Origin of the sequence: Tamlana sp. I1 (assembly GCF_015355625.1) — a bacterium.
In the GTDB taxonomy this organism is placed as follows: Bacteria; Bacteroidota; Bacteroidia; order Flavobacteriales; family Flavobacteriaceae; genus Pseudotamlana.
Map to the genome: position 1 here is coordinate 39054 of NZ_JACLAF010000003.1, position 25332 is coordinate 64385.

The 25332-nt window shown below is 35.5% G+C and carries 24 protein-coding genes and 1 pseudogene; 12 read left to right on the plus strand and 13 right to left on the minus strand.

Annotation, left to right across the window (positions count from 1 at the left end; genetic code table 11):
- Positions 1-100 precede the first annotated feature (100 nt).
- The 3 genes from H6X70_RS03035 to H6X70_RS03045 all read left to right on the plus strand — a co-directional run bounded on the left by H6X70_RS03035 (position 101) and on the right by H6X70_RS03045 (position 1419).
- Positions 101-517, plus strand: coding sequence for a DUF3995 domain-containing protein (locus H6X70_RS03035; RefSeq protein ID WP_194766205.1), 417 nt, complete (start codon positions 101-103; stop codon positions 515-517).
- 111 nt (positions 518-628) lie between these two features.
- Complete coding sequence (locus tag H6X70_RS03040; RefSeq protein ID WP_194766206.1) at positions 629-916, plus strand: DUF1778 domain-containing protein; 288 nt, start codon at positions 629-631, stop codon at positions 914-916.
- Positions 916-1419: a GNAT family N-acetyltransferase gene (locus H6X70_RS03045; RefSeq protein ID WP_194766207.1), complete on the plus strand. Its 504-nt coding sequence runs from the start codon at positions 916-918 to the stop codon at positions 1417-1419. The genes H6X70_RS03040 and H6X70_RS03045 overlap by 1 nt, the downstream gene beginning before the upstream one ends.
- A 60-nt stretch (positions 1420-1479) precedes the next feature.
- Here the strand turns inward: H6X70_RS03045 and ric are convergent, their stop codons facing one another.
- The 4 genes from ric to H6X70_RS03065 all read right to left on the minus strand — a co-directional run bounded on the left by ric (position 1480) and on the right by H6X70_RS03065 (position 4149).
- Positions 1480-2211, minus strand: a complete 732-nt coding sequence (gene ric, locus H6X70_RS03050; RefSeq protein ID WP_194766208.1) for an iron-sulfur cluster repair di-iron protein — start codon at positions 2209-2211, stop codon at positions 1480-1482.
- A gap of 71 nt (positions 2212-2282) precedes the next feature.
- Positions 2283-2717, minus strand: coding sequence for an RrF2 family transcriptional regulator (locus H6X70_RS03055; RefSeq protein WP_194766209.1), 435 nt, complete (start codon positions 2715-2717; stop codon positions 2283-2285).
- A gap of 68 nt (positions 2718-2785) precedes the next feature.
- Positions 2786-3133, minus strand: coding sequence for a hypothetical protein (locus H6X70_RS03060; RefSeq protein ID WP_194766210.1), 348 nt, complete (start codon positions 3131-3133; stop codon positions 2786-2788).
- Between the two features lie 41 nt (positions 3134-3174).
- A complete protein-coding gene (locus tag H6X70_RS03065; RefSeq protein ID WP_194766211.1) occupies positions 3175-4149 on the minus strand; it encodes a polyprenyl synthetase family protein in 975 nt (324 codons plus the stop codon).
- A 125-nt stretch (positions 4150-4274) separates the two neighbouring features.
- Here H6X70_RS03065 and H6X70_RS03070 point away from each other — a divergent pair, with 125 nt between their 5' ends.
- The 7 genes from H6X70_RS03070 to H6X70_RS03100 all read left to right on the plus strand — a co-directional run bounded on the left by H6X70_RS03070 (position 4275) and on the right by H6X70_RS03100 (position 14996).
- On the plus strand, positions 4275-4880 hold the full coding sequence (locus H6X70_RS03070) for a TetR/AcrR family transcriptional regulator (protein WP_194766212.1): 606 nt from the start codon (positions 4275-4277) through the stop codon (positions 4878-4880).
- A 2-nt stretch (positions 4881-4882) separates the two neighbouring features.
- Positions 4883-6223, plus strand: coding sequence for a TolC family protein (locus H6X70_RS03075; protein WP_194766213.1), 1341 nt, complete (start codon positions 4883-4885; stop codon positions 6221-6223).
- A 12-nt stretch (positions 6224-6235) separates the two neighbouring features.
- Positions 6236-7405: an efflux RND transporter periplasmic adaptor subunit gene (locus H6X70_RS03080; RefSeq protein ID WP_194766214.1), complete on the plus strand. Its 1170-nt coding sequence runs from the start codon at positions 6236-6238 to the stop codon at positions 7403-7405.
- Between the two features lie 101 nt (positions 7406-7506).
- On the plus strand, positions 7507-10998 hold the full coding sequence (locus H6X70_RS03085; RefSeq protein WP_194766215.1) for an efflux RND transporter permease subunit: 3492 nt from the start codon (positions 7507-7509) through the stop codon (positions 10996-10998).
- Positions 10999-11129: 131 nt separating this feature from the next.
- The gene (gene aspS, locus H6X70_RS03090; protein WP_194766216.1) at positions 11130-12884 is read left to right on the plus strand and encodes an aspartate--tRNA ligase; all 1755 of its coding nucleotides are present in this window, start codon (positions 11130-11132) and stop codon (positions 12882-12884) included.
- Positions 12885-12929: 45 nt separating this feature from the next.
- Positions 12930-14723, plus strand: a complete 1794-nt coding sequence (locus tag H6X70_RS03095; RefSeq protein ID WP_194766217.1) for a chloride channel protein — start codon at positions 12930-12932, stop codon at positions 14721-14723.
- Between the two features lie 42 nt (positions 14724-14765).
- A complete protein-coding gene (locus H6X70_RS03100) occupies positions 14766-14996 on the plus strand; it encodes a hypothetical protein (protein WP_194766218.1) in 231 nt (76 codons plus the stop codon).
- Positions 14997-15109: 113 nt separating this feature from the next.
- Here H6X70_RS03100 and H6X70_RS03105 read toward each other — a convergent pair.
- Positions 15110-15232 (minus strand): annotated as a pseudogene (locus tag H6X70_RS03105) (nucleoside deaminase); the annotation flags it as partial.
- A 67-nt stretch (positions 15233-15299) separates the two neighbouring features.
- On the minus strand, positions 15300-15668 hold the full coding sequence (locus H6X70_RS03110) for a hypothetical protein (protein WP_194766219.1): 369 nt from the start codon (positions 15666-15668) through the stop codon (positions 15300-15302).
- A gap of 108 nt (positions 15669-15776) precedes the next feature.
- Between H6X70_RS03110 and H6X70_RS03115 the strand changes: the two genes are divergently transcribed.
- Positions 15777-15941: a hypothetical protein gene (locus H6X70_RS03115; RefSeq protein ID WP_194766220.1), complete on the plus strand. Its 165-nt coding sequence runs from the start codon at positions 15777-15779 to the stop codon at positions 15939-15941.
- A gap of 185 nt (positions 15942-16126) precedes the next feature.
- Here H6X70_RS03115 and H6X70_RS03120 read toward each other — a convergent pair whose 3' ends face one another.
- Complete coding sequence (locus H6X70_RS03120) at positions 16127-16576, minus strand: nucleoside deaminase (RefSeq protein WP_194766221.1); 450 nt, start codon at positions 16574-16576, stop codon at positions 16127-16129.
- A gap of 118 nt (positions 16577-16694) precedes the next feature.
- Between H6X70_RS03120 and dxs the strand changes: the two genes are divergently transcribed.
- A complete protein-coding gene (dxs, locus tag H6X70_RS03125) occupies positions 16695-18452 on the plus strand; it encodes a 1-deoxy-D-xylulose-5-phosphate synthase (RefSeq protein WP_194766222.1) in 1758 nt (585 codons plus the stop codon).
- A 520-nt stretch (positions 18453-18972) separates the two neighbouring features.
- Here the strand turns inward: dxs and bioB are convergent.
- The 6 genes from bioB to H6X70_RS03155 all read right to left on the minus strand — a co-directional run bounded on the left by bioB (position 18973) and on the right by H6X70_RS03155 (position 25293).
- Positions 18973-20073 carry a biotin synthase BioB gene (gene bioB, locus H6X70_RS03130; protein WP_194766223.1) on the minus strand — a complete coding sequence of 367 codons (1101 nt, stop codon included), beginning with the start codon at positions 20071-20073 and terminating at the stop codon, positions 18973-18975.
- Between the two features lie 27 nt (positions 20074-20100).
- Positions 20101-20583: a hypothetical protein gene (locus tag H6X70_RS03135; protein ID WP_194766224.1), complete on the minus strand. Its 483-nt coding sequence runs from the start codon at positions 20581-20583 to the stop codon at positions 20101-20103.
- Between the two features lie 139 nt (positions 20584-20722).
- Positions 20723-21925: a beta-ketoacyl synthase N-terminal-like domain-containing protein gene (locus tag H6X70_RS03140; RefSeq protein WP_194766416.1), complete on the minus strand. Its 1203-nt coding sequence runs from the start codon at positions 21923-21925 to the stop codon at positions 20723-20725.
- A gap of 274 nt (positions 21926-22199) precedes the next feature.
- Positions 22200-23465 (minus strand): adenosylmethionine--8-amino-7-oxononanoate transaminase, encoded by a 1266-nt coding sequence (gene bioA, locus H6X70_RS03145; RefSeq protein ID WP_194766417.1) that lies wholly within the window; start codon positions 23463-23465, stop codon positions 22200-22202.
- A 58-nt stretch (positions 23466-23523) separates the two neighbouring features.
- A complete protein-coding gene (gene bioD / locus H6X70_RS03150; RefSeq protein ID WP_194766225.1) occupies positions 23524-24144 on the minus strand; it encodes a dethiobiotin synthase in 621 nt (206 codons plus the stop codon).
- Positions 24145-24216: 72 nt separating this feature from the next.
- Positions 24217-25293 carry a Fic family protein gene (locus H6X70_RS03155; RefSeq protein ID WP_317171443.1) on the minus strand — a complete coding sequence of 359 codons (1077 nt, stop codon included), beginning with the start codon at positions 25291-25293 and terminating at the stop codon, positions 24217-24219.
- Positions 25294-25332 lie beyond the last annotated feature (39 nt).

Consider the following 25332-nt stretch of genomic DNA (forward strand, 5'->3'; position numbering starts at 1 on the left):
AATCTTTTTAAGATATGACCTTGCTTCTCTCAATGAATTTTGAAATTGAAGCGAGGTCTTTTTAATTTAAATAAGTTGTAAGTAACAAATTTCTTTACTCATGATTTTATCCCTCTTTTTAAGCATTGTATTTATTGGACTTGGCCTAATTCACTTCAATTGGTTTTTTGGTGGTAAATTTGGGTTTGCAGAAGCTTTACCAACCAAAGAAACTGGAGAACGCGTTTTAAATCCGAAAAAAATAGATAGCGCTATCGTCGCTATAGGACTAACACTTTTTGGGATGTTTTACATTCTTAAATCTGGACTTGTACCCTGGCAGCTTCCGCAAGGAATTATTAAATATGCTAGCTGGATTATTCCCTTAATATTTATTTTACGCGCTTTAGGCGAATTTAAATATGTTGGATTTTTTAAAACTGTAAAAAACACCACCTTCGCCAAATACGACACCAAATTTTACTCCCCACTTTGTGCCATTATTGGGCTAACAGGAATAGTTATTGCGCTTTTGTAATTAGTAAAATTCCTTATCTTTTGTTACAAATAAATTTTCGTACGTTAAAAAAGCGTACAACAAAATTAATTAGTACGTAAATAAAACGTACATTTGTAAAAAAGGTTTATTATGGCAACAAAAGATTTAAATACTAAAAACGCAAGGTTTGATACGCGACTTACCAAAGAACAAAAAGTTCTTTTTGAAAGAGCAGCGCAATTAGGTGGTTATAGAAGTTTAACCGACTTTGTTGTGGTGGCTGTTCAAGAAAAAGCTAAAGAAATTATATCGGAAAGCGAACGTGTTTTGGCTTCTCAAAAAGATAGCGAGATATTTTTTGATGCTGTGTTAAATCCAAAAGCACCAAACCAAGAACTTTCTAAAGCTGCCGATGAATTTAAAGCGCTTTTTACTTAATGAGTCAATTATCAGAACCTTTAAATTCTTCACATAAAAAATCAGCCTTTTCTTGTGGAAAAGAACTTTTAGACACCTACATACACAAACAAGCAAATCAGGATATTAAAAGAAAACTTTCGGCTTGTTTTGTAATTAATGATGCCAATACCAATCTAATAAAAGGATATTATACGCTATCAAACAATAGTATTCCTTTAGAATTTATTCCAGCTCGAATCCAAAAAAAACTACCAAGAACTTATCATTCTATCCCTACTACTTTACTTGGAAGGTTAGCAATAGACGATAAATTTCAAGGACAAGGAATCGGAAAGTTACTATTAATAGATGCGTTAAAAAGAAGCTACGACATATCTAAAACCATAGGTTCATTTGCCGTAGTTGCAGATCCAATAGACAAAGAAGCAGAAAGCTTTTATCTAAAATATGGCTTTATAAAACTTCCAGATAGTGGTAAAATGTTTTTACCAATGAAAACAATTAGCCAATTATTTGAATAAAAAAATCCAGAAAGTTCACCCTTCTGGATTTTTTAAGTGGTTAATATTCTATTCAAACAATTAATGAAATTGTTTTTCCAACTTAATAGCTTGTGGGAATAAAATATTGTTTTCTAAATGTATGTGCTTATGTAAATCCTGCTCAAATTCTTCAAGCATGGCATAAGTAACTCTAAACGTATTACAAGCGTCTGCTGGCGGATTGTAATTATTGGTTAACTCGGCAATTTTTCTAAAACGCACACCTTCATTATCGTGTTCTTCCATCATCATGGCAATAGGGTTTTCTACCGTTCCAAATTGAGGCGATTCAATAGCGCCTTGACTTAAAGTTGCAGCCACCATTTTTTTCACAAAAGGAAAAAGAATTAATTCTTCTTTCTTTAAATGCGATGCTAATTCGCCTGCCGATGCGGTAAAAAGTGCGTTAATTTCAAATAATTCGGGATGTCTTTCGCCGTGTACTTTACAAAGCTTTGTTAAAAACTGTAATAGCACTGGTATTTTTTCCTCCACATATCTGTGGTGTTTTTTCTCGATATAATCAGCCAATAAATCTAAAGGCCACGATTTATAATCGGTAGTTTCTCCTGTTTTCGTACTTAAAACAGCTTCTAATTTATCTAATAAATCATTCGGGTCAATGTTGTTTTTTTCGCAAACTTCCTCAACCGTTCTATGTCCCCTACAACAAAAATCGATTCCGTAATTACTAAATACAGCTGCTGTTCTAAAATCTTCTGCCACAAATTGCCCAATTTGTTTTTGAGCGTTATTACTTAATACTTCCATAATATTGCTTATTTCGGATAAATTTATCCTATTTATATTCAAATTTTTTTTGAGTGAAACTCAACTATTTTCTAAACCTTTAAAAATGATACGCCAGACTTAATGTTTAATGCTAATTCTTCCAAACTCGTATTTTCCAACATGAGTTTTAAATCGTTTCGTATGGCTTTAAATTTGTCGTGAACCGGACAAGGGTGCGCTTCATCACAAGTATGAAGCCCAAGGCCACAACCGTTATAAATACTATCGCCATCAATAGCATTTACAATTTGCGATAACTTAATGCTCGATATCTGGCTTTTATCAATTTCAAAACCACCATAAGCGCCTTTTACAGATGATACCACATCGTTTTTTACTAAAGCTTGTAGAATTTTTGCTGTAAAAGCTTGAGGCGAATCTATTTCCTGTGCAATCTCTTTCGGACTTACACGCTCACCTTCATAGGATTTAGTGGCAATAAAAATTGCGGCTTTAATACCATATTCGCAAGCTTTTGAAAACATATTCTAGTTAATTTCTACACAAAGATAAGCAATATTTTTAATTCGGACAAACTTATCCTAATTAAAATTTAATATTTGTTTTTAAACCAAACCTTCTGCCATTCACGACGAAGAATTAAAAAAGCAACATCTTCCGAAAGTTTTAAAACATCATCACCATCCAATGCTTTAACCTGATTTTCAGAAACATCAATAATATATAATAGGTTTAGATATTCTGTGAATTTTTCCTGAATCAATCTAAAAACAGTTTCATGCAGCAAGAGTTTTAAACTTGAAGGCAGTATATCTTCATGAAAATCTAAGTCCACATTAGCTAAAAGGAAATCCTTATTTAACTGTTGAATCAATTTTTTATACAAATCCAATTGGTTGGCTTCTTCAATTAAATTTTCAAAAGTAGTTGGTAACTTCATAAGGTGGATTTCCGCTTCCGCTGAAATAAAAATTTAAATATTTATACCGTTCTGTTCATTAAATTACTTCCAAAATCTTTAAGCAATTCCTTTTTATCTTCCGAAATATTCAAGGCATCTAAAACATCGAAAGCTTTATTGGTATATTCTAAAATGGCATTTTTTGTCGCTTCCGCGGAACCAGACGATTGAAAAATAACCTTAGATCTTTCAATTTTAGCTGAAACATCTTCAACTGTTGAAGCAAATAAATTTTGTAATTCTGCACGTTCTGAAACTTCAGAAAACTCGACTGCTTTTAAATACAAATAGGTTTTTTTGTTTTCAATAATATCACCTCCAACCTGCTTTCCAAAGGTTTTCGGATCGCCAAAAGCATCTAAATAATCGTCTTGCAATTGAAATGCAATTCCTAAATAGCGACCAAAATCGTAAATATTTTGTTGGTCTTCTTCTGATGCTTGAGCAACAATTGCACCCATTTTCATAGCCGCGCCTACTAAAACCGCGGTTTTGTATTCAATCATTTTTAAATACTCTGGAATGGTTACATCGTTTCTAGTTTCAAAATCGATATCGTATTGCTGACCTTCACAAACCTCTAAAGCGGTTTTGCTAAACAATTTGGCCAAGTCTTGAAAAATATGCGCTTCATAACGTTCAAAAAGCTGATATGCCATAATTAGCATAGCATCACCAGAGAGAATCCCGGTGTTAATATTCCACTTTTCATGCACGGTTTGAAACCCTCTACGCAGTGGCGCATCGTCCATAATATCGTCATGAACTAAGGAAAAATTATGAAACACTTCAATACTTAAAGCTGCGTTAAAGGCTTTTTTATAATCGCTGCTAAAAATATGTGCAGTCATTATGGTAAGCACTGGCCTTAAGCGTTTTCCGCCTAAATTTAAAATATATTCAACAGGTTGATACAGTCCCTCGGGCGCTTTAACTATCGAATAATTTTCTAAAAACTCTATAAATTCTTCTTGGTATTTTTCTATTGAAAGCATCGCACAAAAATAAACCAATTCGGCTTATTAAAAAGTTTCTGTGTGAAATTACTATTAAATAAATGTTAAAACTACGGAAACTTTTTTGGTTTTTAAAGTTTCCATGAGTACATTTGCAGCTTCTTATGAAGGATAAAATAATAACAGCATCGAAAGAACTATTTTTAAACTACGGGTTTAAAAGTATTACTATGGACGATATCGCCAATCATATTGGCATATCTAAAAAAACCATTTATGTGCATTTCGCAAATAAAACTAAACTAGTGGAGGCGGTTGCTTTTAACGTTTTTGAAAACATTTCCGAAGGCATAGACACCATTTGCAATTGTTCTAAAAACCCCATTGAAGAATTATATGCGATTAAAGTATTTGTTTTAAATTATTTAAAAAACGAAAAATCGTCTTCGCAATTTCAACTGCAAAAATACTATCCTCGAATTGCCGAACGCCTACATTTAAAACAGTTTGAAAAAATGCAAGTCTGTGTTAAAGAAAGCATTCAAAAAGGCGTAGACATGAACTTATTTAGAAAAGAAATTGATGTCGATTTTATTTCTAGAATGTATTTTAATGGCATGTCTGGTTTGAAAAATCAAACGGTTTTTCCTTTAGAATTATTTACCATGGATTACCTTATGGAAAACTATTTAGAATACCACTTAAGAGCCATTGTTGCCGACGAAGGCCTACAAATATTAAATAAATATATAACATCTAATCAATCATAAAAATGAAGAATAAACTAATTGTATTTTTTAGTTTACTATTTGCTATTTCAGGGTTTTCGCAAGACAACACCATGCCTTTTAGCCTGCAAGAAGCTATAGACTATGCGTTAATAAATAACCGTAGTGTAAAAAATGCCTCGAGAGATATAGACATGGCTAAAGAAGAAAAATGGCAAGCTACCGCTACAGGTTTACCTCAAATTAACGGAGCTGTAGATTACCAAAACTGGTTAAAACAGCAAGTATCGCTACTGCCCGCAGAAATAACTGGAGGAAATCCTGGCGAGTTTGTTCCGGTAGAGTTTAGTCCAAAACAAAATATTAACGCCACAGCGACTTTAAGTCAATTAATTTTCGACGGTTCTTATTTGGTTGCTTTAAAAGCTTCAAAAGTCTATTTAGAAATTTCTGAAAACGCTAAAACTAAAACCGATCTGGAAGTTAGAAAAGCAGTCATTAACGCCTACGGAAATGTTTTACTAACTGAAGAAAGTATAAAAATTCTTGAGAGCAATAAAGCTATTCTAGAATCGAACTTAGAAGAAATTCAAAAAACTTTTGAAAACGGTTTGGAAGAAGAAGAAAGTGTGGAACAAATGCAAATTACACTTTCAAGTTTAATGAGTGATTACAACAATGTAAAACGCCTTAAACTTTTAGCATACCAAATGTTTAATATTACATTGGGTATCGATTTAAACGCGCCTACCGTATTAACAGACAATCTTGAAATTCTAAGTTTACAATACACCTCGCTTGAAGCTTTAGCAGCCGACGATAGTGTAGAAAATAACATTGATTACCTAATTGCCGAAAACGAAGTTGAAAGCAAAGATTTACTTGTAAAACTAGCCATGAGTAAAGGCATGCCAACACTTAGCGCCTTTGTAAATGGAGGCTACAGTGCCTTTGGTGAAGACTTTGCTTTTTTTAGAAGCAACCAAAAATGGTATGCTTCATCCATGTTTGGGGTGAGTTTAAACATTCCAATATTTAGCTCTTTAGGTCGCTCTTCTGCAACTCAAGAAGCTCGAATTGATTTAGAAAAAGCAAACGAATCTTTTGTTGAAGTTGAACAACAAATCAAATTAGAAATTGCTCGCGCTAAAAGTGAATACCAATATGCTATTGAAGATTATGCCAATAAAAAACAAAATTTAGACTTAGCAGAACGTATAGAACGTAAAAATGAAACCAAGTTTTTTGAAGGTATTTCATCAAGTTTCGATTTACGTCAAGCGCAAACACAATTGTACGCTGCACAGCAGGAATACTTACAAGCTATGATTGACATTATCAACAAAAAAGCAGAATTAGACGCCGTTTTAAACACCATAAATTAGTAAAAAATGACCATGAAAAACATATACGCAGTACTCCTTGTTACAATGATATTAAGCTCCTGTGGCTCAAAAAGTCAAAAATCTGTTGACGACATTATTGCCACCAACGATTTGGAACAAATACGCCAAAAGAAAACAGAATTAGATGCTGCTGCGCACGAAATCGCTTCAGAATTAAAAGAAATTGAAGCAGCCATTAAAGAACTAAATCCGCAGTCAAAAATTCCTTTAATTACAACTTTTAAAGCCAAAGAAGAAGTTTTTAATCATTTTGTAGAGCTTCAAGGAAACGTAAGCACCAACCAAAACATTGTTATTTATCCTGAATTTTCTGGAGTACTAACGCGTGTTTATGTAAAAGAAGGACAACAGGTTAAAAAAGGTCAAATTTTAGCAAAAATTGACGATGGTGGTTTAAGTCAGCAATTATCTCAATTAAAAATTCAAGCGAATTTAGCACAAACAACCTACGAGCGCCAAAACCGTTTATGGGAACAAAAAATAGGTAGTGAAATTCAGTATTTACAAGCCAAAGCCAATTACGAAGCGCAATCGCAAGCCGTAAACCAATTGGAGCAACAAATCTCTAAAACCGAAGTACGTGCTCCGTTTACTGGAACTATAGACGATGTGATTACAGACCAAGGAAGCGTTGTAGCTCCAGGTCAATCGCAATTATTCAGAATTGTAAATCTAGACGACATGTACATTGAAACCGATGTACCAGAGCGTTACATTTCTAACATTACCAAAGGAAAAGATGTTACCGTAAATTTTCCTGTTTTAGGAAAAGAATTAAACGCCAAAGTACGTCAAGCAGGAAGCTACATCAATCCTGCTAACCGCACTTTTAAAGTTGAAATCGCGCTGCCTAATAAGGATAAATCTATTATTCCAAACTTAACAGCACGATTAAAAATTAACGATTATACCAGCGATAAAGCGATTTTAATTCCGCAAAGTATCATTTCTGAAAATGCTGAAGGACAACAATATGTATATGCCATAGCTGATAAAAACGGAAAAAGTGCCAAAGCAAAACGCCTAATTATTGAAACAGGAAAAACCCAAGGTGATTATATTGAAATTTTATCAGGAATTGAGCATGACCAAGAAATTATCGATGAAGGCGCACGTAGTGTAAAAGAAGGACAGGAAGTTAAAATTTTGGTTAGTGAGTAGACTTTCCATTGCTGTAAAAGCAGGAAACCATAGTATAATTAATCCGTTTCATAGTATAAAAAGATTCCCTTTTTCAAGGGAATGAAAAAAACTAACGACTAATGACTACAAAGAAAAACAAAGTAAATAAAGAATTTAGTTGGTCTTCTTGGGCGATCAACAACCAAACAACCATGTATGTGTTGATTGCTATGATTCTATTTCTAGGTGCAGGCGCCTATTTTAGCATGCCCCGAGAAAGCTTCCCAGAAATTAAGGAAACTAAAATTTACATCAGTTCGATATATCCTGGAAATACTGCCGAAGATATCGAAAAACTAATCACCGATCCTTTAGAAGATAAGCTTAAAACCGTAAGCAATGTAACCGAAGTAACCTCAACTTCTCAAGAAGATTACTCGATTATTATCATCGAATTTGATGAAAATATTACTGTTGAAGCGGCGAAACAAAAAGTAAAAGACGAAGTCGATTCAGAAACATCTGGAGAAGACTGGCCAATTTTTAATGGTGCAAAAGTAGAACCAAACGTGTTCGATTTAAGCCTTTCGGAAGAAATGCCCATTCTAAACATTAATATTTCTGGCGATTATCCTGTAGATAAACTTAAAGAATATGGCGAATACCTTCAAGATGAAATTGAAGGACTGCAAGAAATTAAGCAAGTTGATATTAGAGGGGCTCAAGAAAAAGAAGTTGAAGTTGCTGTAGATGTTTACAAAATGATGGCTGCTGCCGTTAATTTTGACGATGTTATTAATACCATAAAAAAAGAAAACTTAACCATGTCTGCTGGTAATTTAATTACAAGCGGCCAAAGACGTACTATAAGAATATTAGGAGAAATTACCGATCCGCACGAGCTTGAAAACTTCGTTGTAAAATCGGAACATAACAATCCTATCTATTTAAGAGATATTGCAAAAGTTACTTTTAAAGACGAAGACAGAACCACTTACGCCAGAGAATTTGGCGACCCTGTGGTTATGCTCGATGTAAAAAAACGCGCTGGAAAAAACATGGTAGCTGCTGCCGAACAAATTCGTGTAATTGTAGACGACGCCACCGAAAACGTATTTCCTCCAGACTTAAAAGTAACCATCGCCAACGATCAGTCACCAAAAACCATTGGTCAAGTAGACGATTTAGTAAACAATATTATTTTTGGTATCCTACTGGTTGTTACCGTATTAATGTTCTTCTTAGGTTTTAAAAACGCATTATTTGTTGGGTTTGCTATCCCTATGTCGATGTTTATGTCGTTAATGATTTTAAACTATTTAGGCTACACCATGAATACCATGATTCTCTTCGGATTAATTATGGGCTTAGGAATGCTTGTAGATAACGGGATTGTTGTGGTAGAGAACGTATACCGACTCATGACAGAAGAAGGCATGGGCCGTGTTGAAGCAGCCAAAAAAGGTATTGGAGAAATTGCATTTCCTATTATTATTTCTACAGCAACTACTGTTGCAGCCTTTATCCCTTTAGGGTTATGGCCAGGGGTTATGGGAGAATTCATGAAATATTTCCCAATAACATTGTCGGTTGTTTTAGGTTCATCATTATTTGTGGCTATCTTTTTCAACTCGGTGATGGTTTCTCAATTTATGACCACGGAAGATAAAAATATGCCGTTAAAGCAAATTATTAAGATTTCAGTCATTTTTGGAATCATTGGGTTGCTTATTTTAATCATTGGCGGCGAGTATAGAGGTTTAGGCTCTTTAATGATTTTTACGGTTATTTTATTATGGGTTTATAGATTATTCCTAAGAAAATGGGCTAACAAATTCCAAAACAACGCCTTACCACGTTGGGAACGTTTATACGAACGCGTGCTTCGTTTTTCAATTAGTGGTAAAAAACCAGCTATTATTTCCATTACAACCTTTGTATTATTAATTGTTGCATTTATTGGTTTTGGAGCTTCTGTAGCAAGCCAACGTACCAAAGTTGAGTTTTTCCCAGAAAACAAACCCAATCAAATTATAGCTTATATTGAATACCCTGAAGGTACCGATATTGAAAAAACTAATGCCATTACAAAAGAAATTGAGGAGCGTGTTTATAAAATTATAAACGACCCGATATACATGCATGATGGTTATAATTTCTTAACAGAAAGTGCGGTTTCTCAAGTTGGTGAAGGTGCCGGAAATCCACAAACCGATGGTGGTTCGGCAGCCGAAATGCCACACCGCGGAAAAATAACCGCAACCATGCGCGAATACAAATTCCGTGAAGGTGCCGACAGTCAGGAATTACTTAAAAAAGTACAGGAAGAATTAAAAGATATTTATCCTGGTGTTACTATTTCGGTTGAAAAAGATGCCAATGGCCCGCCAGCAGGGTATCCTATTAATATAGAAATTGAAGGTGAAGATTATGGCGAACTTATTAATCTAGCCGAAAAAATGCGCGAATTCATTAATACCAAAAACATTCAAGGTATCGATGAATTAAAAATTGATGTCAACAAATCGAAACCTTCCATGCAAGTGGTGGTCGACCGAAAAAAAGCTGGAGAATTAGGTGTGTCTTCCAGCCAAGTAGGCCAGCAATTACGTAATTCCATTTTTGGAGCTAAAGCGGGCATTTACAAAAAAGACGGCGATGATTACGATATTTATGTGCGTTTTAATAAGGAAGATCGCTATAACACGAGTGCTATTTTCAATCAGAAAATGACCTTTAGAGATATGGCCTCGGGCCAAGTGAAAGAAATCCCAGTTTCAGCCGTAGCAAAACACAGTAATTCTTCTGGATTTAGCGCTATAAAACACAAAGATGTAAAACGTGTTGTAACCTTGTATTCTGCCTTAGCCCCTGGATTTACAGATGCTGGAGCTATTGTTTCTAAAATTCAATATGAAATGCAAAGTTTCACCGAAAAACCAGATAACGTAAGCATTGATTATACAGGACAAATTGAAGAACAGAATAAACAAATGAAATTCCTTATGGGCGCCTTTTTTACAGGATTGGGCTTAATTTTCTTCATTTTAATATTCCAATTCAACTCGGTATCAAAACCAGGCATCATTATGTTGGCTATATTTTTAAGTTTAATTGGTGTATTTGGCGGTATTGTAGCAACAGGAAGTGCCTTTGTTATTATGATGACCATGATGGGAATTATTTCCCTGGCCGGAATTGTAGTAAACAACGGGGTGGTTCTCCTAGATTACACGCAACTTTTAATAGATAGAAAGAAAGTTGAATACGACATGGAAGACAATCAATATTTAAATGATGGCGATTTAATTGAAGCCATTGTAAAAGGTGGAAAAGCACGTTTACGTCCTGTATTATTAACCGCAATCACTACGATTTTAGGGTTAATTCCGTTAGCAACAGGTTTAAACATTAACTTCTTCTCTTTATTTAGTGAATTTAACCCACATATTTATGTAGGTGGTGATAACGTGATATTCTGGGGACCATTAGCATGGACCGTAATTTACGGTTTATTCGTGGCTACCTTCCTAACTTTAATTGTGGTGCCAATACTGTTTTATTTAGTAACTAAATTTAAAATGTGGTTATATAAAGACCGTGTAGTAACTAAGAATGAAGTGGTTTCTTAAGCCATTTAAAACATATTTTTTAATTATGTATAGAACATGATTAATAGCTGAAAAGCTTCAATTTAATTATTGAAGCTTTTTTCATTTATAGACTCGTTAAATTCACTAAATTTGCACCTCAATTTTTCACTATGTACAGAAGTCATAACTGCGGCGAATTAAGAGCCGCACATATAAATACAGAAGTAACACTTGCAGGCTGGGTTCAAAAATCTAGAGACAAAGGTTTTATTGTTTGGGTAGATTTACGCGACCGTTACGGTATTACCCAATTGGTTTTTGATGAAGAAAGAACTTCAAAAGCACTTATCGAACAAGCTCAAAACTTAGGACGCGAGTTTGTTATTCAAGTAAAAGGAACCGTTATCGAGCGTGCATCAAAAAACCCAAATATTCAAACGGGTGATGTTGAAATATTAGTTTCAGAATTAACTATTTTAAACGAATCGATGCTTCCTCCCTTCACTATTGAAGACAAAACCGATGGTGGAGAAGACATTAGAATGAAATATCGTTATTTAGATATTCGAAGAAATCCTGTTAAAAACAGCTTGATTTTTAGACATAAAGTTACTCAAGAAGTTAGAAATTATTTATCTAATGAAGGCTTTATTGAAGTTGAAACACCTTACTTAATCAAATCGACTCCAGAAGGGGCTCGCGATTTTGTAGTGCCTTCTCGCATGAATGAAGGTCAATTTTACGCTTTGCCACAATCACCACAAACTTTTAAGCAATTGCTTATGGTTGGCGGTATGGATAAATATTTCCAGATTGTAAAATGTTTTAGAGACGAAGATTTACGTGCCGACAGACAACCAGAATTCACACAAATAGATTGTGAAATGGCGTTTATCGAGCAAGAAGATATTTTAAATGCTTTTGAAGGTTTAACGCGTCACTTACTTAAAGAAGTAAATGGCGTTGAAGTTGAAAAATTCCCAAGAATGCTTTACGACGATGCCATGCGTTTATACGGAAACGATAAACCAGACATCCGTTTTGGTATGGAGTTTGGCGAATTAAACGCCGTTGCTCAACATAAAGATTTTGGCGTTTTTAATAGTGCTGAACTAGTTGTTGGAATCGCTGTTCCTGGCGGAAATAACTTTACAAGAAAAGAAATAGATAAATTAATTTCTTGGGTTAAGCGTCCGCAAATTGGTGCTTTAGGTATGGTTTACGCACGTTGTAATGACGATGGTACTTATAAATCTTCAGTAGATAAATTCTACGATCAAGACGATTTAGCCAAATGGGCAGAAGCAACTAACGCAAAACCTGGCGATTTAATTTGTGTGCTTTCAGGAGATAAAAATAAAGTACGAGCACAACTTAGTGCCTTACGTATGGAATTAGCCGAACAATTAGGTTTACGTAAACCAAATGAATTCGCACCACTATGGGTAATGGACTTCCCGTTATTAGAATGGGATGAAGAAACCGAGCGTTACCACGCCATGCACCATCCGTTTACCTCACCAAAACCAGGACAATTAGAATTATTAAAAACAGATCCAGGCGCTGTAAAAGCCAACGCTTACGATTTAGTCCTTAACGGAAACGAAATTGGTGGTGGTTCGATTAGAATTCACGATAAAGAAACCCAATCGTTAATGTTCGATTATTTAGGATTTACGCCTGAAGAAGCGAAAGCTCAATTTGGATTCTTAATGGATGCCTTCCAATATGGCGCGCCACCACACGGCGGTTTAGCTTTTGGTTTAGATAGATTGGTAGCCATTTTAGGCGGACAAGAAACCATTAGAGATTTTATTGCTTTCCCAAAAAACAACTCGGGACGCGACGTCATGATTGATGCCCCTGCGCCTATTGACGATGCACAACTCACAGAATTAAGTTTAAAACTCAATTTAAAATCATAACTTTAAAAAATCCTGCAACTTGCAGGATTTTTTGTAGATTTAATCATGCCTAGAAGAACCCTTTTAAAGCGATTTCTTATTTGGAGAGCTAAACACATCTCCCATAAACAGTTTATTTCCATATTAAGTATTATTATAGGTTTTGCCGCAGGAGTAGGCGCTGTGATATTAAAAAACTTAACACACTTTATACAAAGTTTATTAGAAGGCAATTTTATAGAGCAATACCACCATGCTTTTTATTTCTTGTTTCCTATTTTAGGTTTTACTATGGTTTATCTCATCATGAAATATGTGATAAGACATAAGGTAAGTCACGGTATTCCTTCTACGCTTTATGCCATTTCAAAACGAAAAGGCATTATGAAACGCTTTCAAATGTTTGGTTCTATTTTAACGGCACCAATTACAGTTGGTTTTGGTGGTTCGGTTGGACTAGAAGGTCCTACGGTTGCAACGGGTGCGGCGCTTGGGTCTAACATTTCTAGAATGTTTCATATGAATCAATCTTCTAGAACCTTACTTATTGGTTGCGCGGCAGCTGGTGCTATGAGTTCCATTTTTAAAGCGCCTATTGCGGCCATTATTTTTGCTATTGAAGTTTTTAGTTTAGACCTTACTATCGCTTCCATGTTACCGTTATTATTAGCATCACTTTCAGCCATCTTAACCTCTTACTTTTTCTTTGGCGACGATGTTTTACTACCGTTTAGGATTGAAGATAAGTTTTATATTTCCGATGCCCCTTTTTACATGCTTCTAGGCGTTGTTGCTGCATTTGTGTCTATTTATTTCACCGAAGTTTACGATCGTATTCAAAAACTTTTTGACAAACTAGATTCTCCAATAAAAAAGCTAGCGGTTGGTGGTATAGGCATAGGCGTGCTTATCTTTTTAATTCCGCCTTTATACGGTGAAGGTTTCGATGTAATTAATAATTTAATTGTTGGAAACCCCGAAAAAGCCTTAGAAACCAATTTATTCCATTTAGATTTAGAAAACATTTGGATTGTTGTTTTACTTCTAATTGGTCTTCTCCTTTTTAAAATTATAGCGAGTGCCTTAACTTTTGGCGCTGGAGGTGTTGGTGGTATTTTTGCTCCTGTTCTTTTTATGGGCAGTATTATGGGTTATTGCATGTCTAAAATTTTAAACCATTGCGGACTACTTAACGAACCTATTTCCGAAAGTAATTTTACGCTTGTAGGCATGGCTGGTTTACTCGCTGGTGTTTTGCATGCGCCTTTAACCGCTATTTTCTTAATTGCAGAACTTACTGGAGGTTACGAACTGTTTATTCCGCTAATGCTTACGTCTACGATTTCATTTGGAATCACTAAATATTTTAGACCACATTCGGTTTACACCATGGAATTAGGTCGGAAAGGCGAGCTAATTACCCACGATAAAGATCATGCCGTTTTAACGTTAATGGATATTAATAAAGTTATTGAAACCAATTTCATTTCTATTTATCCAGAAATGAATTTAGAAGAAATGGTTAATCAAGCCATTATAAAATCAAAACGAAATATTTTCCCTGTGGTAGATAAAGAAACCCGAAAGCTACAAGGTATTATTTTGTTAGATGATTTACGTCCTATCATGTTCGACCGCAGCTTGTATAAGGAAGTTATTGCCAATCACATCATGCAAAAACCGCCTGCTATCATTCATCTAGACAAAGATAAAATGACCGATATTATGCAGAAATTCCAGGACAGTAGCGCGTGGAATTTACCTGTAACTCAAAATGGCGTGTATTACGGTTTTATATCGAAATCGAAATTATTAACGGCCTATCGTCGTCAATTAATAACCCTACAAGTCGATTCATAAAACCTCAGGTTTTTAAATTTACTTGTTAGCATTAAAAACATCATGAAATACTTTCTTCTTATACTAACTATCGCTGCTTTTGCAAGCATTATTTTAGGTTTTACTTTAAATGTAGACTACTCTGAAAAACTTATTGGCTTTGGTGTTTCAGGGCTTTTTTTAATCGTTTTTCCTCTATTCGCTTACCGTCAATGGAAAAATAAAGACCCTAAAGATTATATGCTGACTAAAGAGAATTTAGACAAAATGCGAGAGAATCAGAAGCGGGAATAATAGTTTTCAGTGATCTGTTTTCAGTCACAGGAGCTGAAATAAAAATACTTTGACACGAATTGTTTACGAACAAATTTTCATCAGTGAAAATCCGTGTCCAAAAAAATCAAGATTTAATTCAAGTTAGGGCGTTCAATAAAAAAACGTTTCATTAAATGACTGGCTTCATCAGCCAAAACACCACCTTCAATAATGGTTTTAGGATGCAGTTTGGTGTTCAAATTAATACAACCACGACCAATGAAGCAACAAAAAAGGCCTGTAAAATACATTTACAGACCTTTTTACTAAATTTAAGATAGCTTATTTTTTAACATAAGTCCTTACTTCAGAATGCGTTTCTCCAGCATTCTCATAAAAGACTTTAATTTTTAAAGTTTTAGCTGTTAATTCAAGTATTTCAACTGAACTGTTGTTAACCTTAATATAATTCCCCTCAACACTATAACTAAATACATCACTTTCATCATTCAATTCACAATCTGTTCCATAGTACAATATTAAACTCACTGTGGTTTCCGTATACACCTCTTCTCGTGGACATCCACCCTCTACATCTGAAACAAGCGTCCAGGTACCTACTAAATCTGATGCAGAATATTTTGGATCATCGTCTTTACTACAAGAAACCGATAAACTAACAAGACACAATACTAATAATAATTTTTTCATAATGTTTTTGGATTTTATTCTTGGAGCGAAAATATGTTAGAGGTTTGAGAGAAAAAACACATTTAACAAATAAATATGTTTTTAGTATTAATTTTGCTGTAATACATTTTGAATAAAAACCTGTTAGATACCATACATTGTCCTAGCGACCTTCGTCTATTAAACCAAAAAGACTTACCGCTTTTTGCCAAAGAATTACGCGAGTTTATTATTAACATTTTAGCGACTAAAGAGAATTTAGATAAAATGCGAGAGAATCAGAAACGGGAATAATAGTTTTCAGTGATCTGTTTTCAGTCACAGGAGCTTTAAGAAAATATTTCTTATTTGATATAAGTTGTTTCACTGAGACACGCAGAGAGTCACAGAGCTGAAATAAAATACTTTGACACGAATTGTTTACGAGCAAATTTTCATCAGTGAAAATCAGTGAAATCCGTGTCCAAAAAAATCGAGATTCAATTCAAATTACGGCGTTCAATAAAAAAACGTTTCATTAAATGGCTGGCTTCTTCAGCCAAAACACCACCTTCAATAATGGTTTTAGGGTGCAGTTTGGTGTTCAAATTAATACAACCACGATCTAAGTCTCTGGCGCCATAAACAATTTTAGAAATTTGCGACCAATACAAAGCACCGGCACACATTTGGCAAGGCTCTAAAGTGACATACAAGGTGCATTTTTGAAGGTACTTACCACCTAAAAAATTAGCCGCCGCCGTTATGGCTTGCATTTCGGCATGAGCCGTCACATCATTGAGCATTTCGGTTAGATTATGACCACGAGCAATCACTTTATTATCGATAACAATCACTGCTCCCACAGGAATCTCCCCCTTTTCAAAAGCAGTTTCTGCCTCCTGAAGGGCTTTTTTCATAAAATAAGTATCGTCGAATGGCTGAATCATAATGAAAAGATTAGATTTTCAAAATTACAATTTCAAAAATAATTTGAATTATAATTTTAAGATTAAGCCCTATTTATATTTTCAATAGTAAGAATAATAAAAACAGTATTTTTGTGTCGTGCAAAAAACTCTATTAAACCATATTCACTCCCCTAAGGACTTGCGTCTTTTAAAACAAAAAGACTTACCACTTCTTGCCAAAGAACTACGCGAATTCATTATAAATATCGTAGCGACTAAAGAAGGGCATTTAGGGGCGAGTTTGGGTGTTGTAGAACTTACTATCGCCTTACATTATGTGTTTAACACACCGGAAGACCAATTGGTTTGGGATGTAGGACATCAGGCCTACGGACATAAAATTTTAACAGGCAGAAAAGACAACTTTGAAACCAACAGACAACTAGGAGGACTAAGCGGATTCCCAAAACGCGACGAAAGTATCTTTGATACTTTTGGCGTTGGGCATGCCTCCACCTCTATTTCGGCAGCTTTGGGTATGGCCATTGCATCACGACTTAAAGGAGATTTAGAAAAACAACACATTGCCGTAATAGGCGATGCTAGTATTGCGGGCGGTATGGCTTTTGAAGGCTTAAACCATGCCGGCGTTACCAAGGCCAATTTATTAGTGATTTTAAATGATAATGCCATTGGTATCGACCCCAGCGTTGGGGCCTTAAAAATGTACCTCACCAACGTAAAAAAGGGCACCCAAAAACAAGATAATATTTTTGAAGCTTTAAATTTTGATTATTCGGGTCCGATTGATGGGCATGATCTAGATGCAGTCATATCGGAATTACAACGCTTAAAAACCGTTCAAGGTCCAAAGTTTTTACACATTATAACCACGAAAGGCAAGGGTTTAAAGCAAGCTGAAAAAGACCAAGTTAAATACCATGCTCCTGGAAAATTTAATGCCCAAACGGGGGATATTCCTGTGCAAGCAACCACCATTCAACCCCCTAAATATCAAGATGTTTTTGGGCATACCATTGTGGAATTGGCCAAAGAAAACAAAAATATAGTTGGCATTACGCCAGCCATGCCAACGGGAAGTTCCCTAAAATTTATGATGGACACCCTCCCCGATCGTGCTTTCGATGTTGGGATTGCCGAGCAGCATGCGGTGACTTTAGCTGCCGGTATGGCCACCCAAGGTTTAATTCCATTTTGCAATATTTACTCCACATTTTTACAACGGGCTTACGATCAAATTATTCACGATGTGGCCTTGCAAAATCTACCTGTTATTTTTTGTTTAGACCGCGCTGGTCTGGTTGGCGAAGATGGCGCCACGCACCACGGCGTTTACGATTTAAGCTATTTACGCTGCATACCAAACCTTATTATTTTTGCCCCTAGAAACGAAGTGGAATTGCGCAACATCATGTACACCGCACAATTAGGACTGGAACAACCCATCGCTATTCGTTACCCTCGAGGTCGTGGGGTGATTATCAATTGGAAACAAGGATTCACTAAAATTAATATCGCCGAAGCAGTCACCCTTCAAGAAGGTCAAAACATAGCCGTTTTAAGCATCGGAACCATGGCTAAAAACGTTTCGGAAGCTATTACAAATTTAAATGTATCGCATTACGACATGCGCTTTGTAAAGCCTCTAGACGAAACCTTATTACACCATATTTGTAAAACACATCACACCATAATTACCGTTGAAGACAACAGTGTTCGCGGTGGTTTCGGATCGGCGATTCTAGAATTTATGGCTGAACATAAGTACACCAACACCATAAAATTATTAGGCATTCCAGATACTTTCATCGAACACGGAAAAGTTACTGAACTCCAACAATCTATTGGCTTAGATCCTGAAAGTTTAAAGAAAACCATTAGTAATTTCGTATAAACGCATTTATTTTTAGCCTAAAAAATCTACTTACTACCTAACAATTCACTTTTAAGAGGGCATATTATTAGTTTAAGAATCGAAGATTATATTTTACTTTTTTGGGCGCCAGCCTGCCGGCTGGCAGGTTACCTAAAGGTCGGGCTTTCCAATACAATCTTTTTGTTCGCAAACTCTCAAAAAGGATTTCCTTTGCAATCCCTAACGCATTCACGATTTCCATAAAACAAAAATTAAAAACAATGAGAAATCCCTAACGCAACAGTCTATCAATTGATAATTTTAAGCTGTATACTAAAAGCGACAACTGCACACGCTTCGAATTAATAGCACAAACACATTCCTGCCAATTAGTGTCTTTATAGTTTTTAACATAAGTACTCTAGAAAAGTTCTTCGAAGGAATACTAATAAAAACAGCAAAAATACCCCTGTGATCCCCTCTAGGGGATATTTTAAAAAAAACCCGAATTTGATTGGTATCAAATTCGGGTTTTATATTTTTTATGCGAAGCACTTACTTAATCTTGTGACGCCTCTTTTCTTAAAGCTCTAGCCGCTTCATTACGTTCAATTTTATGTTCTGGGCGTGTCCATTTTGGTTTTTCACCTAAAGCTTCAATTTTAGAATCTTGAGCTTCAACCGTTTTTGGTTGTACTTTTTTAGTGAATGGTTTTTGAGGTTTTAATCCTAATAATTCAAACATTTTCATGTCTTCGTTCACATCTGGATTTGGAGTAGTTAATAACTTATCACCTGCAAAAATAGAATTTGCTCCTGCAAAGAAACACATCGCCTGACCTTCTCTAGTCATTTGCGTACGTCCTGCACTTAAACGCACTTGAGTTTCTGGCATCACAATTCTTGTGGTGGCTACCATACGTACCATATCCCAAATAGAAACTGGCTCTTGGTCTTCTAAAGGTGTTCCTTCAACAGCTACTAAAGCGTTTATTGGTGTCGATTCTGGTTGCGGATTTAAAGTAGAAAGTGCTACTAACATACCTGCACGATCTTCAATATTTTCACCCATGCCTATAATACCACCGCTACAAACCGTAACATTGGTTTTACGCACGTTATCAATAGTATCTAAACGATCTTGATAACCACGGGTTGAAATCACTTCTTTATAATATTCTTCCGAAGAATCTAAATTATGATTGTAAGCATACAAACCAGCTTCAGCCAAACGCTTCGCTTGGTTTTCGGTTACCATACCAAGGGTACAACACACTTCCATATCCAGTTTATTAATGGTTCTTACCATTTCTAAAACTTGATCGAACTCCTCGCCATCTTTTACATTTCGCCATGCAGCTCCCATACAAACACGTGAACTTCCGCCTGATTTAGCGCGTAAAGCTTGTGCTTTAACTTGTTGCACAGACATTAAATCGTTTCCTTCAATATCGGTGTGGTATCTGGCTGCTTGTGGGCAATAGCCACAATCTTCAGAACATCCGCCTGTTTTTATCGACAATAAAGTAGAAACCTGTACGGTGTTTGGGTCATGATGCAAACGATGAACCGTTGCAGCATCATAAAGCAACTCCATAAAAGGTTTGTTATATATCTCTAGAATTTCTTCTTTAGTCCAGTTGTGTCTAGTCTCGCTCATTTGAAGATTAATTTTTAGCAAAAATAGTTATAACCATTTAGAATTTCTTTCAGTTGCATCTAAAATATCAATATTTAATACCTGAGAAAGATATTTAGCATTTTCAAAGGCATCATTAAGGTCATCTGTAATGTAGGCTTCAATTTTCTCGTTTCCATTATAAAAAAGATTTAATTTATAAACTTGGTTAGAAAAATTAGCCGAAGCTCCCATGCCCTGTACTCTCTTGTTTTCGTTAGTTTTAAAAACTGAAACATATTCGATATCAGGTAAATCTTTCCACTTTCCAATATTAACACCTATTACTGAATAAATTTCTCGATATTTCTTTGAAGCAAAATCTATTTCAGACCCCTCTCTTAGCATTAAAAAAACACCAATTCCTGAAAGGATTAAATTGAAAACATTATTTGTGATTGCTCCAATAAGACCTAAAATAAAGAGGGTAACTCCAAATACCATTTTCATAGTTGGTACGGGTCTTAAGTGTTGTAAAGTTGTTTTGTTCAATGTAATAAATTTATGTTAGTATTATCAAAATCTGTTTTTAAGATTCGCCTTTTACGGTGTTCTTTCAACCGGTTTTATCCTATATTTTACCTCTTAAATAATCAGAAAATTACTATATTCTCTCAAAAATTACAGCGGCTTAATCGCCTGCCTTAGTTAACAATATAGAAACCGCATTCCCACCAAATCCAACAGCGTTTACTAGTATATTTTTAATTCTTTTTGGTTGTTTTTGATCCTTTAAATAAGGAACACTTATAAAGTGTTGCTTTTGAAGTATCAAAACCGCCAACTCAATACTTAACGACCCCGAAGCCCCAAAAGTATGTCCGATTTTCCACTTATTAGTGGTTAGCGCCGGTGGGTTAGGGAATACTTTTTCAATGGCTTTTACTTCTGATAAATCGCCTTTTATAGTCCCTGGCGCATGCATGACAATAACATCGACCTCATCGGGATTTAAATCGCCTAAGGCCATTTTCATCGATTTCTGGAAACATTTTGCATCACTAGAAATGGAAATATTATGTTTTAATATTTCGGTAGCATAGCCATAGCCGCTAATAATTGCAAGGGCGTCCTCCTGAATGCCAGCTTCCAAACAAGCTACGGAAGCACCTTCGCCTAACACCATCGTGTTTTTGGTTTTTTCGAGATCTAAGGCGCGACATGGGAATGTTGCTTCCAGCGCTTCTCCAGGCTCAGCGTGACAATCATCTTGAATTTTGACTTGCGAATATATTTTTAGTGCTTGCATCTGCGCTAAGGTAAATGGCGTTAATGGCGCCTCACTTCCTCCAACTAAAAATTTATTGCACATGCCAGAATTAATCCACGCGATACCATTTAACATGGCATGCAAAGCTGTAGAACAGGTTATGGAATGACTTATTTCTGGGCCTTCGGTTTGTAAATCGTGAGCCACCCAAGAGGCAATATTGCCTAAGGTTGTGGTTGGCGAACTTAAGGTTTCTGCCTTATTAGATTGTAAAAAGGAATCGTAATAAGTTTCGAAAAGTTCGGTAGCGCCGCGGGAAGACCCTAAGTTGATGCCGAAATTATCGCTAGCATCCCATTTTGCTTGTTTTACAGCAGCTCTAGAAGCATAAATGGCATATAAAACGGAATTATCTAAAGACTTGTACTTTTGATCGGATTGCTTTAAAGCCTCAATATCAGCTTTAGCATGCTCAGGAATTTGAGCCACCGGTAGCTCTTGATTCAAAACGGATTTTGAAGTCAGACAATGGTTGTTGCTTAAATAACTTTGCCATACTTCGTCGGATGTTTTTCCTAAGGAAGAAATAGATGACATGGCGGTAATGGAAATGGGTTGTTGCATAAATATTTCGTCATGCTGAACTCCTGCCTGCCGACAGGCAAGGTGTTTCAGCATCTCATAATATGGTGATGTGAATCTAAAAAGTTAATCTGATTAACGTTAGTTGACAAAAATACTATTTATGCGTTAGGGATTACTCATAGTTTACATTTTTATTGAAATCGTGAATCACAGCATTTGAAGCGGCATCCTTTTTAATTTCATAAAAAATTAAAAAGATAAAGCGGATAGCCCGACCGCCTGTCCTGAGCGTAGTCGATGGATGGGTAACGCCCTAAACAATATCCAAAGCCTCTTCAATAACCTGATAGATTTTTTCTAACTGAGTTTCCGTAACCACATAAGGCGCTTGAATGTAAATGGTGTTCCCAAGCGGTCGTAAAAACACGCCGTGATTCATGAAAAACTTGAATAGTTTATCACGCAGATTTCCGTAGCGTTGCATTTCTACATCTAAATCTAAGGCAAAAATAACGCCTGATTGTCTGATGTCTTTTACTTTAGGATGCTTTTTAATGTGTTCGCCAAAAGTTTGATGTGAAGCTATAATGCGCAGTATATTGCTTTGAATGGCTTCGGTTTGTAGCAATTCTATACTCGCCAAAGCAGCTGTACAGGCTAGTGGATTTGCCGAATAGGTATGTCCGTGAAAAAGGCCTTTTCCGATATCGTCGCTATAAAAAGCATCGTAAATATCTTGTGAGCAGGTGGTTAATGCCATGGGTAGCAATCCGCCCGTAAGCGCCTTGCTTAAACACATAACATCTGGTTTGGTTTCCATGTGTAGCGATGCGAAATGTTTTCCGGTTTTACCAAAACCTGTCATGACCTCGTCGGCAACGGTTATAATTTGATTGTTTTTACAAAATTGTAAAATGGTATTTAAGTCATTAACATCATGCATTTTCATGGCTGCTGCACCTTGAACCAAAGGTTCGTAAACAAATCCAGCGACTTTATTGTCTTTAGAAATTTTTTCTAATTGCTCTAAAATAGCATCTAAATTTTCACCATTTGGAACTGGAATACGTTTCACATCGAGGAAAAATTCTTCAAACGGACCGTTATAAACCGAGAGTCCAGAAACACTCATGGCGCCAAAGGTATCGCCGTGAAAACCATCCTCGAAAGCGATTAGGGTATTGCGTTTTTCCCCATTGTTAAAATGATATTGTAGGGCCATTTTAATACCAATTTCAACCGAAGTGGAGCCGTTATCACTAAAAAATATTTTTTGTTGATTATCGGGAAGAATATTGATCAAAGCTTCGGAAAGTTTCACGGCAGGTTCGTGTGTAAATCCGCTAAAAACCACTTGATCCAGCTGTTTCATTTGTTCTGAAACCCGACTGGTTATATAATCGTTGCAGTGCCCGTACATACAGGTGTACCATGAGGCGATAGCATCGATATATTCGTTACCATTTTCGTCGGTTAACACACAGCCTTTTGCTTTTGTAATGGCAATAGATTCTGGGTGCAATTTATGTTGGGTAAGCGGGTGCCAGAGGTGTTTTTTGTCGCGTTGTTGTAGTGTCATAAGTGCTCTCGTCATTCTTGTTGTACTGATGTTCTAAAGTAATTATAGTAGGGTGACGTTACAAATTAGCTTTAAACTTATCAGCATATTCCCGAATCACATTTTTATCGAAATAAGGTTCTTCATCAATCCTTCCAATAACGGAAGCTTTTGTCATTTTTTTAATGATGTCTTCTGTCGTTTTATGTTCGTTTCCACTGAAAATTAGTGAGACATCAAATCCTTTTTCTTGCAGTAATTTTACTGTTAGAAGCGTGTGATTGATACTTCCTAAATAGTGTCTAGATACCACAATAACCTTATAATTTGGTTTGATAATATCTAAAATCGTCTTTTCATCATTCAAAGGAACTAACAAACCACCAGCACCTTCAATAACCAAATGATTGTTGGTTTTGGGAGGGTTTATCTGCTTTAAATCGATTGTAACGCCATCTATTTCCGCGGAAGCGTGCGGACTCATAGGCGTGTTTAATGCATAGGCGTTAGGATGAAATTTTGTATTGGTATTGGAGATTAGGTTTTGTACTTTTTTGGTATCGCAATGGTCTAATTCTCCGGCCTGAATGGGTTTCCAGTAATCGGCTTCTAAGGCTTCTGTTACAATGGCCGAGGCCACGGTTTTACCAACTTCGGTAGAAATACCTGTTATGAAATAAGTGTTTGTTTTTTTCGTCATGCGCAAGTCATTCTATTGATGCTTTTCTGTTTTAGAAAATGACATCAAATTAATAAGTGTAGAACTTAAAAATCAGTCTTTTAGCGTTAAAATTTTAATTAATTCCACGTTAATATAATAATTTCCTGTTCCTAATTTTTCTTTTTTGAGGATGTTATCTTTTGCTAATAAATTAAGATATTTTGAAGCTGTAATTCTTGAAACACCTAAGTCATTTTCAATAAATTCAATCTTCGTATAAGGGTGCATAAATAAATTATTTAATAAATCTTGGCTATAAAACTTATAGTTGGTTCTAAGCAGGTGCTTATATTTAAGCATTAGATCATTAATTTTTGCAATTAATACAATGGTTTCTTTTGAAATTTGCTCAACACTGTCTAGCATGTATAAAATCCAATTCTCCCAATGATTCGTTTCTCTAACTTCTTGTAAAAGTTTATAATAATCTGCTTTATGCGTTATAATATAACGACTTAAATACAAGACGGGAAGATTTAATAAATCGTTCATTACTAAAAACAACACGTTTATAATTCGCCCTGTTCTTCCGTTTCCGTCATAAAAAGGATGTATACTTTCAAACTGAAAATGAATAATAGCCATTTTAACCAAATCGTCGTAATCCGAAACGCTAGGATCATTTATAAATCGTTCTAGATTTTGCATTAAATCTAATATGGCATCGTAATCTTGGGGAGGGGTGTAAACGGTTTCTCCCGTTGTTGCATTTTTAAGTGTGGTTCCTGGAACTCTTCTAAACCCAGCGTTATTTTTTTCTAATTCCGACTGGATGGCGATAATATCATTGTTGGTTAAAATCCTATTTTTTGAAATGAGACCAAATCCTTTTTTTAATGCAGCGATATAGTTTTGAACCTCTTTAGCGTTTAAAGATTTAAACCCATCGAGATTTAACTCGGCTTTAAAAATATCGTCGTGCGTGGTGATAATATTTTCAATAGCCGAACTATCTTTAGCTTCTTGAAGACCTAAAGTGTTAATTAAGATATTTTCGTTTGGAATACTTGAAACAACACCTTTGAGTTCTGCCAAAGCTCTATGGGCAGAAGCTAATTTTTTTAATACTTTTTTAGATTCAACATCATGTGTGAGGGGTAACTTATTTAAATGTCCTGAATCCACTATGTATAAAATTTTGAATTTGCTTTACAAAGTTACTTTATT

Bases quoted from the DNA above. Each gene is read 5' to 3' on its own strand.
- H6X70_RS03095 (WP_194766217.1), top strand. From the start codon at position 12,930: ATGCCTAGAAGAACCCTTTTAAAGCGATTTCTTATTTGGAGAGCTAAA.
- H6X70_RS03045 (WP_194766207.1), top strand. From the start codon at position 916: ATGAGTCAATTATCAGAACCTTTAAATTCTTCACATAAAAAATCAGCC.
- H6X70_RS03100 (WP_194766218.1), top strand. From the start codon at position 14,766: ATGAAATACTTTCTTCTTATACTAACTATCGCTGCTTTTGCAAGCATT.
- H6X70_RS03055 (WP_194766209.1), bottom strand. From the start codon at position 2,717: ATGTTTTCAAAAGCTTGCGAATATGGTATTAAAGCCGCAATTTTTATT.
- ric (WP_194766208.1), bottom strand. From the start codon at position 2,211: ATGGAAGTATTAAGTAATAACGCTCAAAAACAAATTGGGCAATTTGTG.
- H6X70_RS03040 (WP_194766206.1), top strand. From the start codon at position 629: ATGGCAACAAAAGATTTAAATACTAAAAACGCAAGGTTTGATACGCGA.
- bioD (WP_194766225.1), bottom strand. From the start codon at position 24,144: ATGACGAAAAAAACAAACACTTATTTCATAACAGGTATTTCTACCGAA.
- H6X70_RS03120 (WP_194766221.1), bottom strand. From the start codon at position 16,576: ATGATTCAGCCATTCGACGATACTTATTTTATGAAAAAAGCCCTTCAG.
- H6X70_RS03075 (WP_194766213.1), top strand. From the start codon at position 4,883: ATGAAGAATAAACTAATTGTATTTTTTAGTTTACTATTTGCTATTTCA.
- aspS (WP_194766216.1), top strand. From the start codon at position 11,130: ATGTACAGAAGTCATAACTGCGGCGAATTAAGAGCCGCACATATAAAT.
- bioA (WP_194766417.1), bottom strand. From the start codon at position 23,465: ATGACACTACAACAACGCGACAAAAAACACCTCTGGCACCCGCTTACC.
- H6X70_RS03080 (WP_194766214.1), top strand. From the start codon at position 6,236: ATGAAAAACATATACGCAGTACTCCTTGTTACAATGATATTAAGCTCC.
- H6X70_RS03065 (WP_194766211.1), bottom strand. From the start codon at position 4,149: ATGCTTTCAATAGAAAAATACCAAGAAGAATTTATAGAGTTTTTAGAA.
- H6X70_RS03035 (WP_194766205.1), top strand. From the start codon at position 101: ATGATTTTATCCCTCTTTTTAAGCATTGTATTTATTGGACTTGGCCTA.
- H6X70_RS03085 (WP_194766215.1), top strand. From the start codon at position 7,507: ATGACTACAAAGAAAAACAAAGTAAATAAAGAATTTAGTTGGTCTTCT.
- H6X70_RS03060 (WP_194766210.1), bottom strand. From the start codon at position 3,133: ATGAAGTTACCAACTACTTTTGAAAATTTAATTGAAGAAGCCAACCAA.
- H6X70_RS03140 (WP_194766416.1), bottom strand. From the start codon at position 21,925: ATGCAACAACCCATTTCCATTACCGCCATGTCATCTATTTCTTCCTTA.
- H6X70_RS03110 (WP_194766219.1), bottom strand. From the start codon at position 15,668: ATGAAAAAATTATTATTAGTATTGTGTCTTGTTAGTTTATCGGTTTCT.
- bioB (WP_194766223.1), bottom strand. From the start codon at position 20,073: ATGAGCGAGACTAGACACAACTGGACTAAAGAAGAAATTCTAGAGATA.
- H6X70_RS03070 (WP_194766212.1), top strand. From the start codon at position 4,275: ATGAAGGATAAAATAATAACAGCATCGAAAGAACTATTTTTAAACTAC.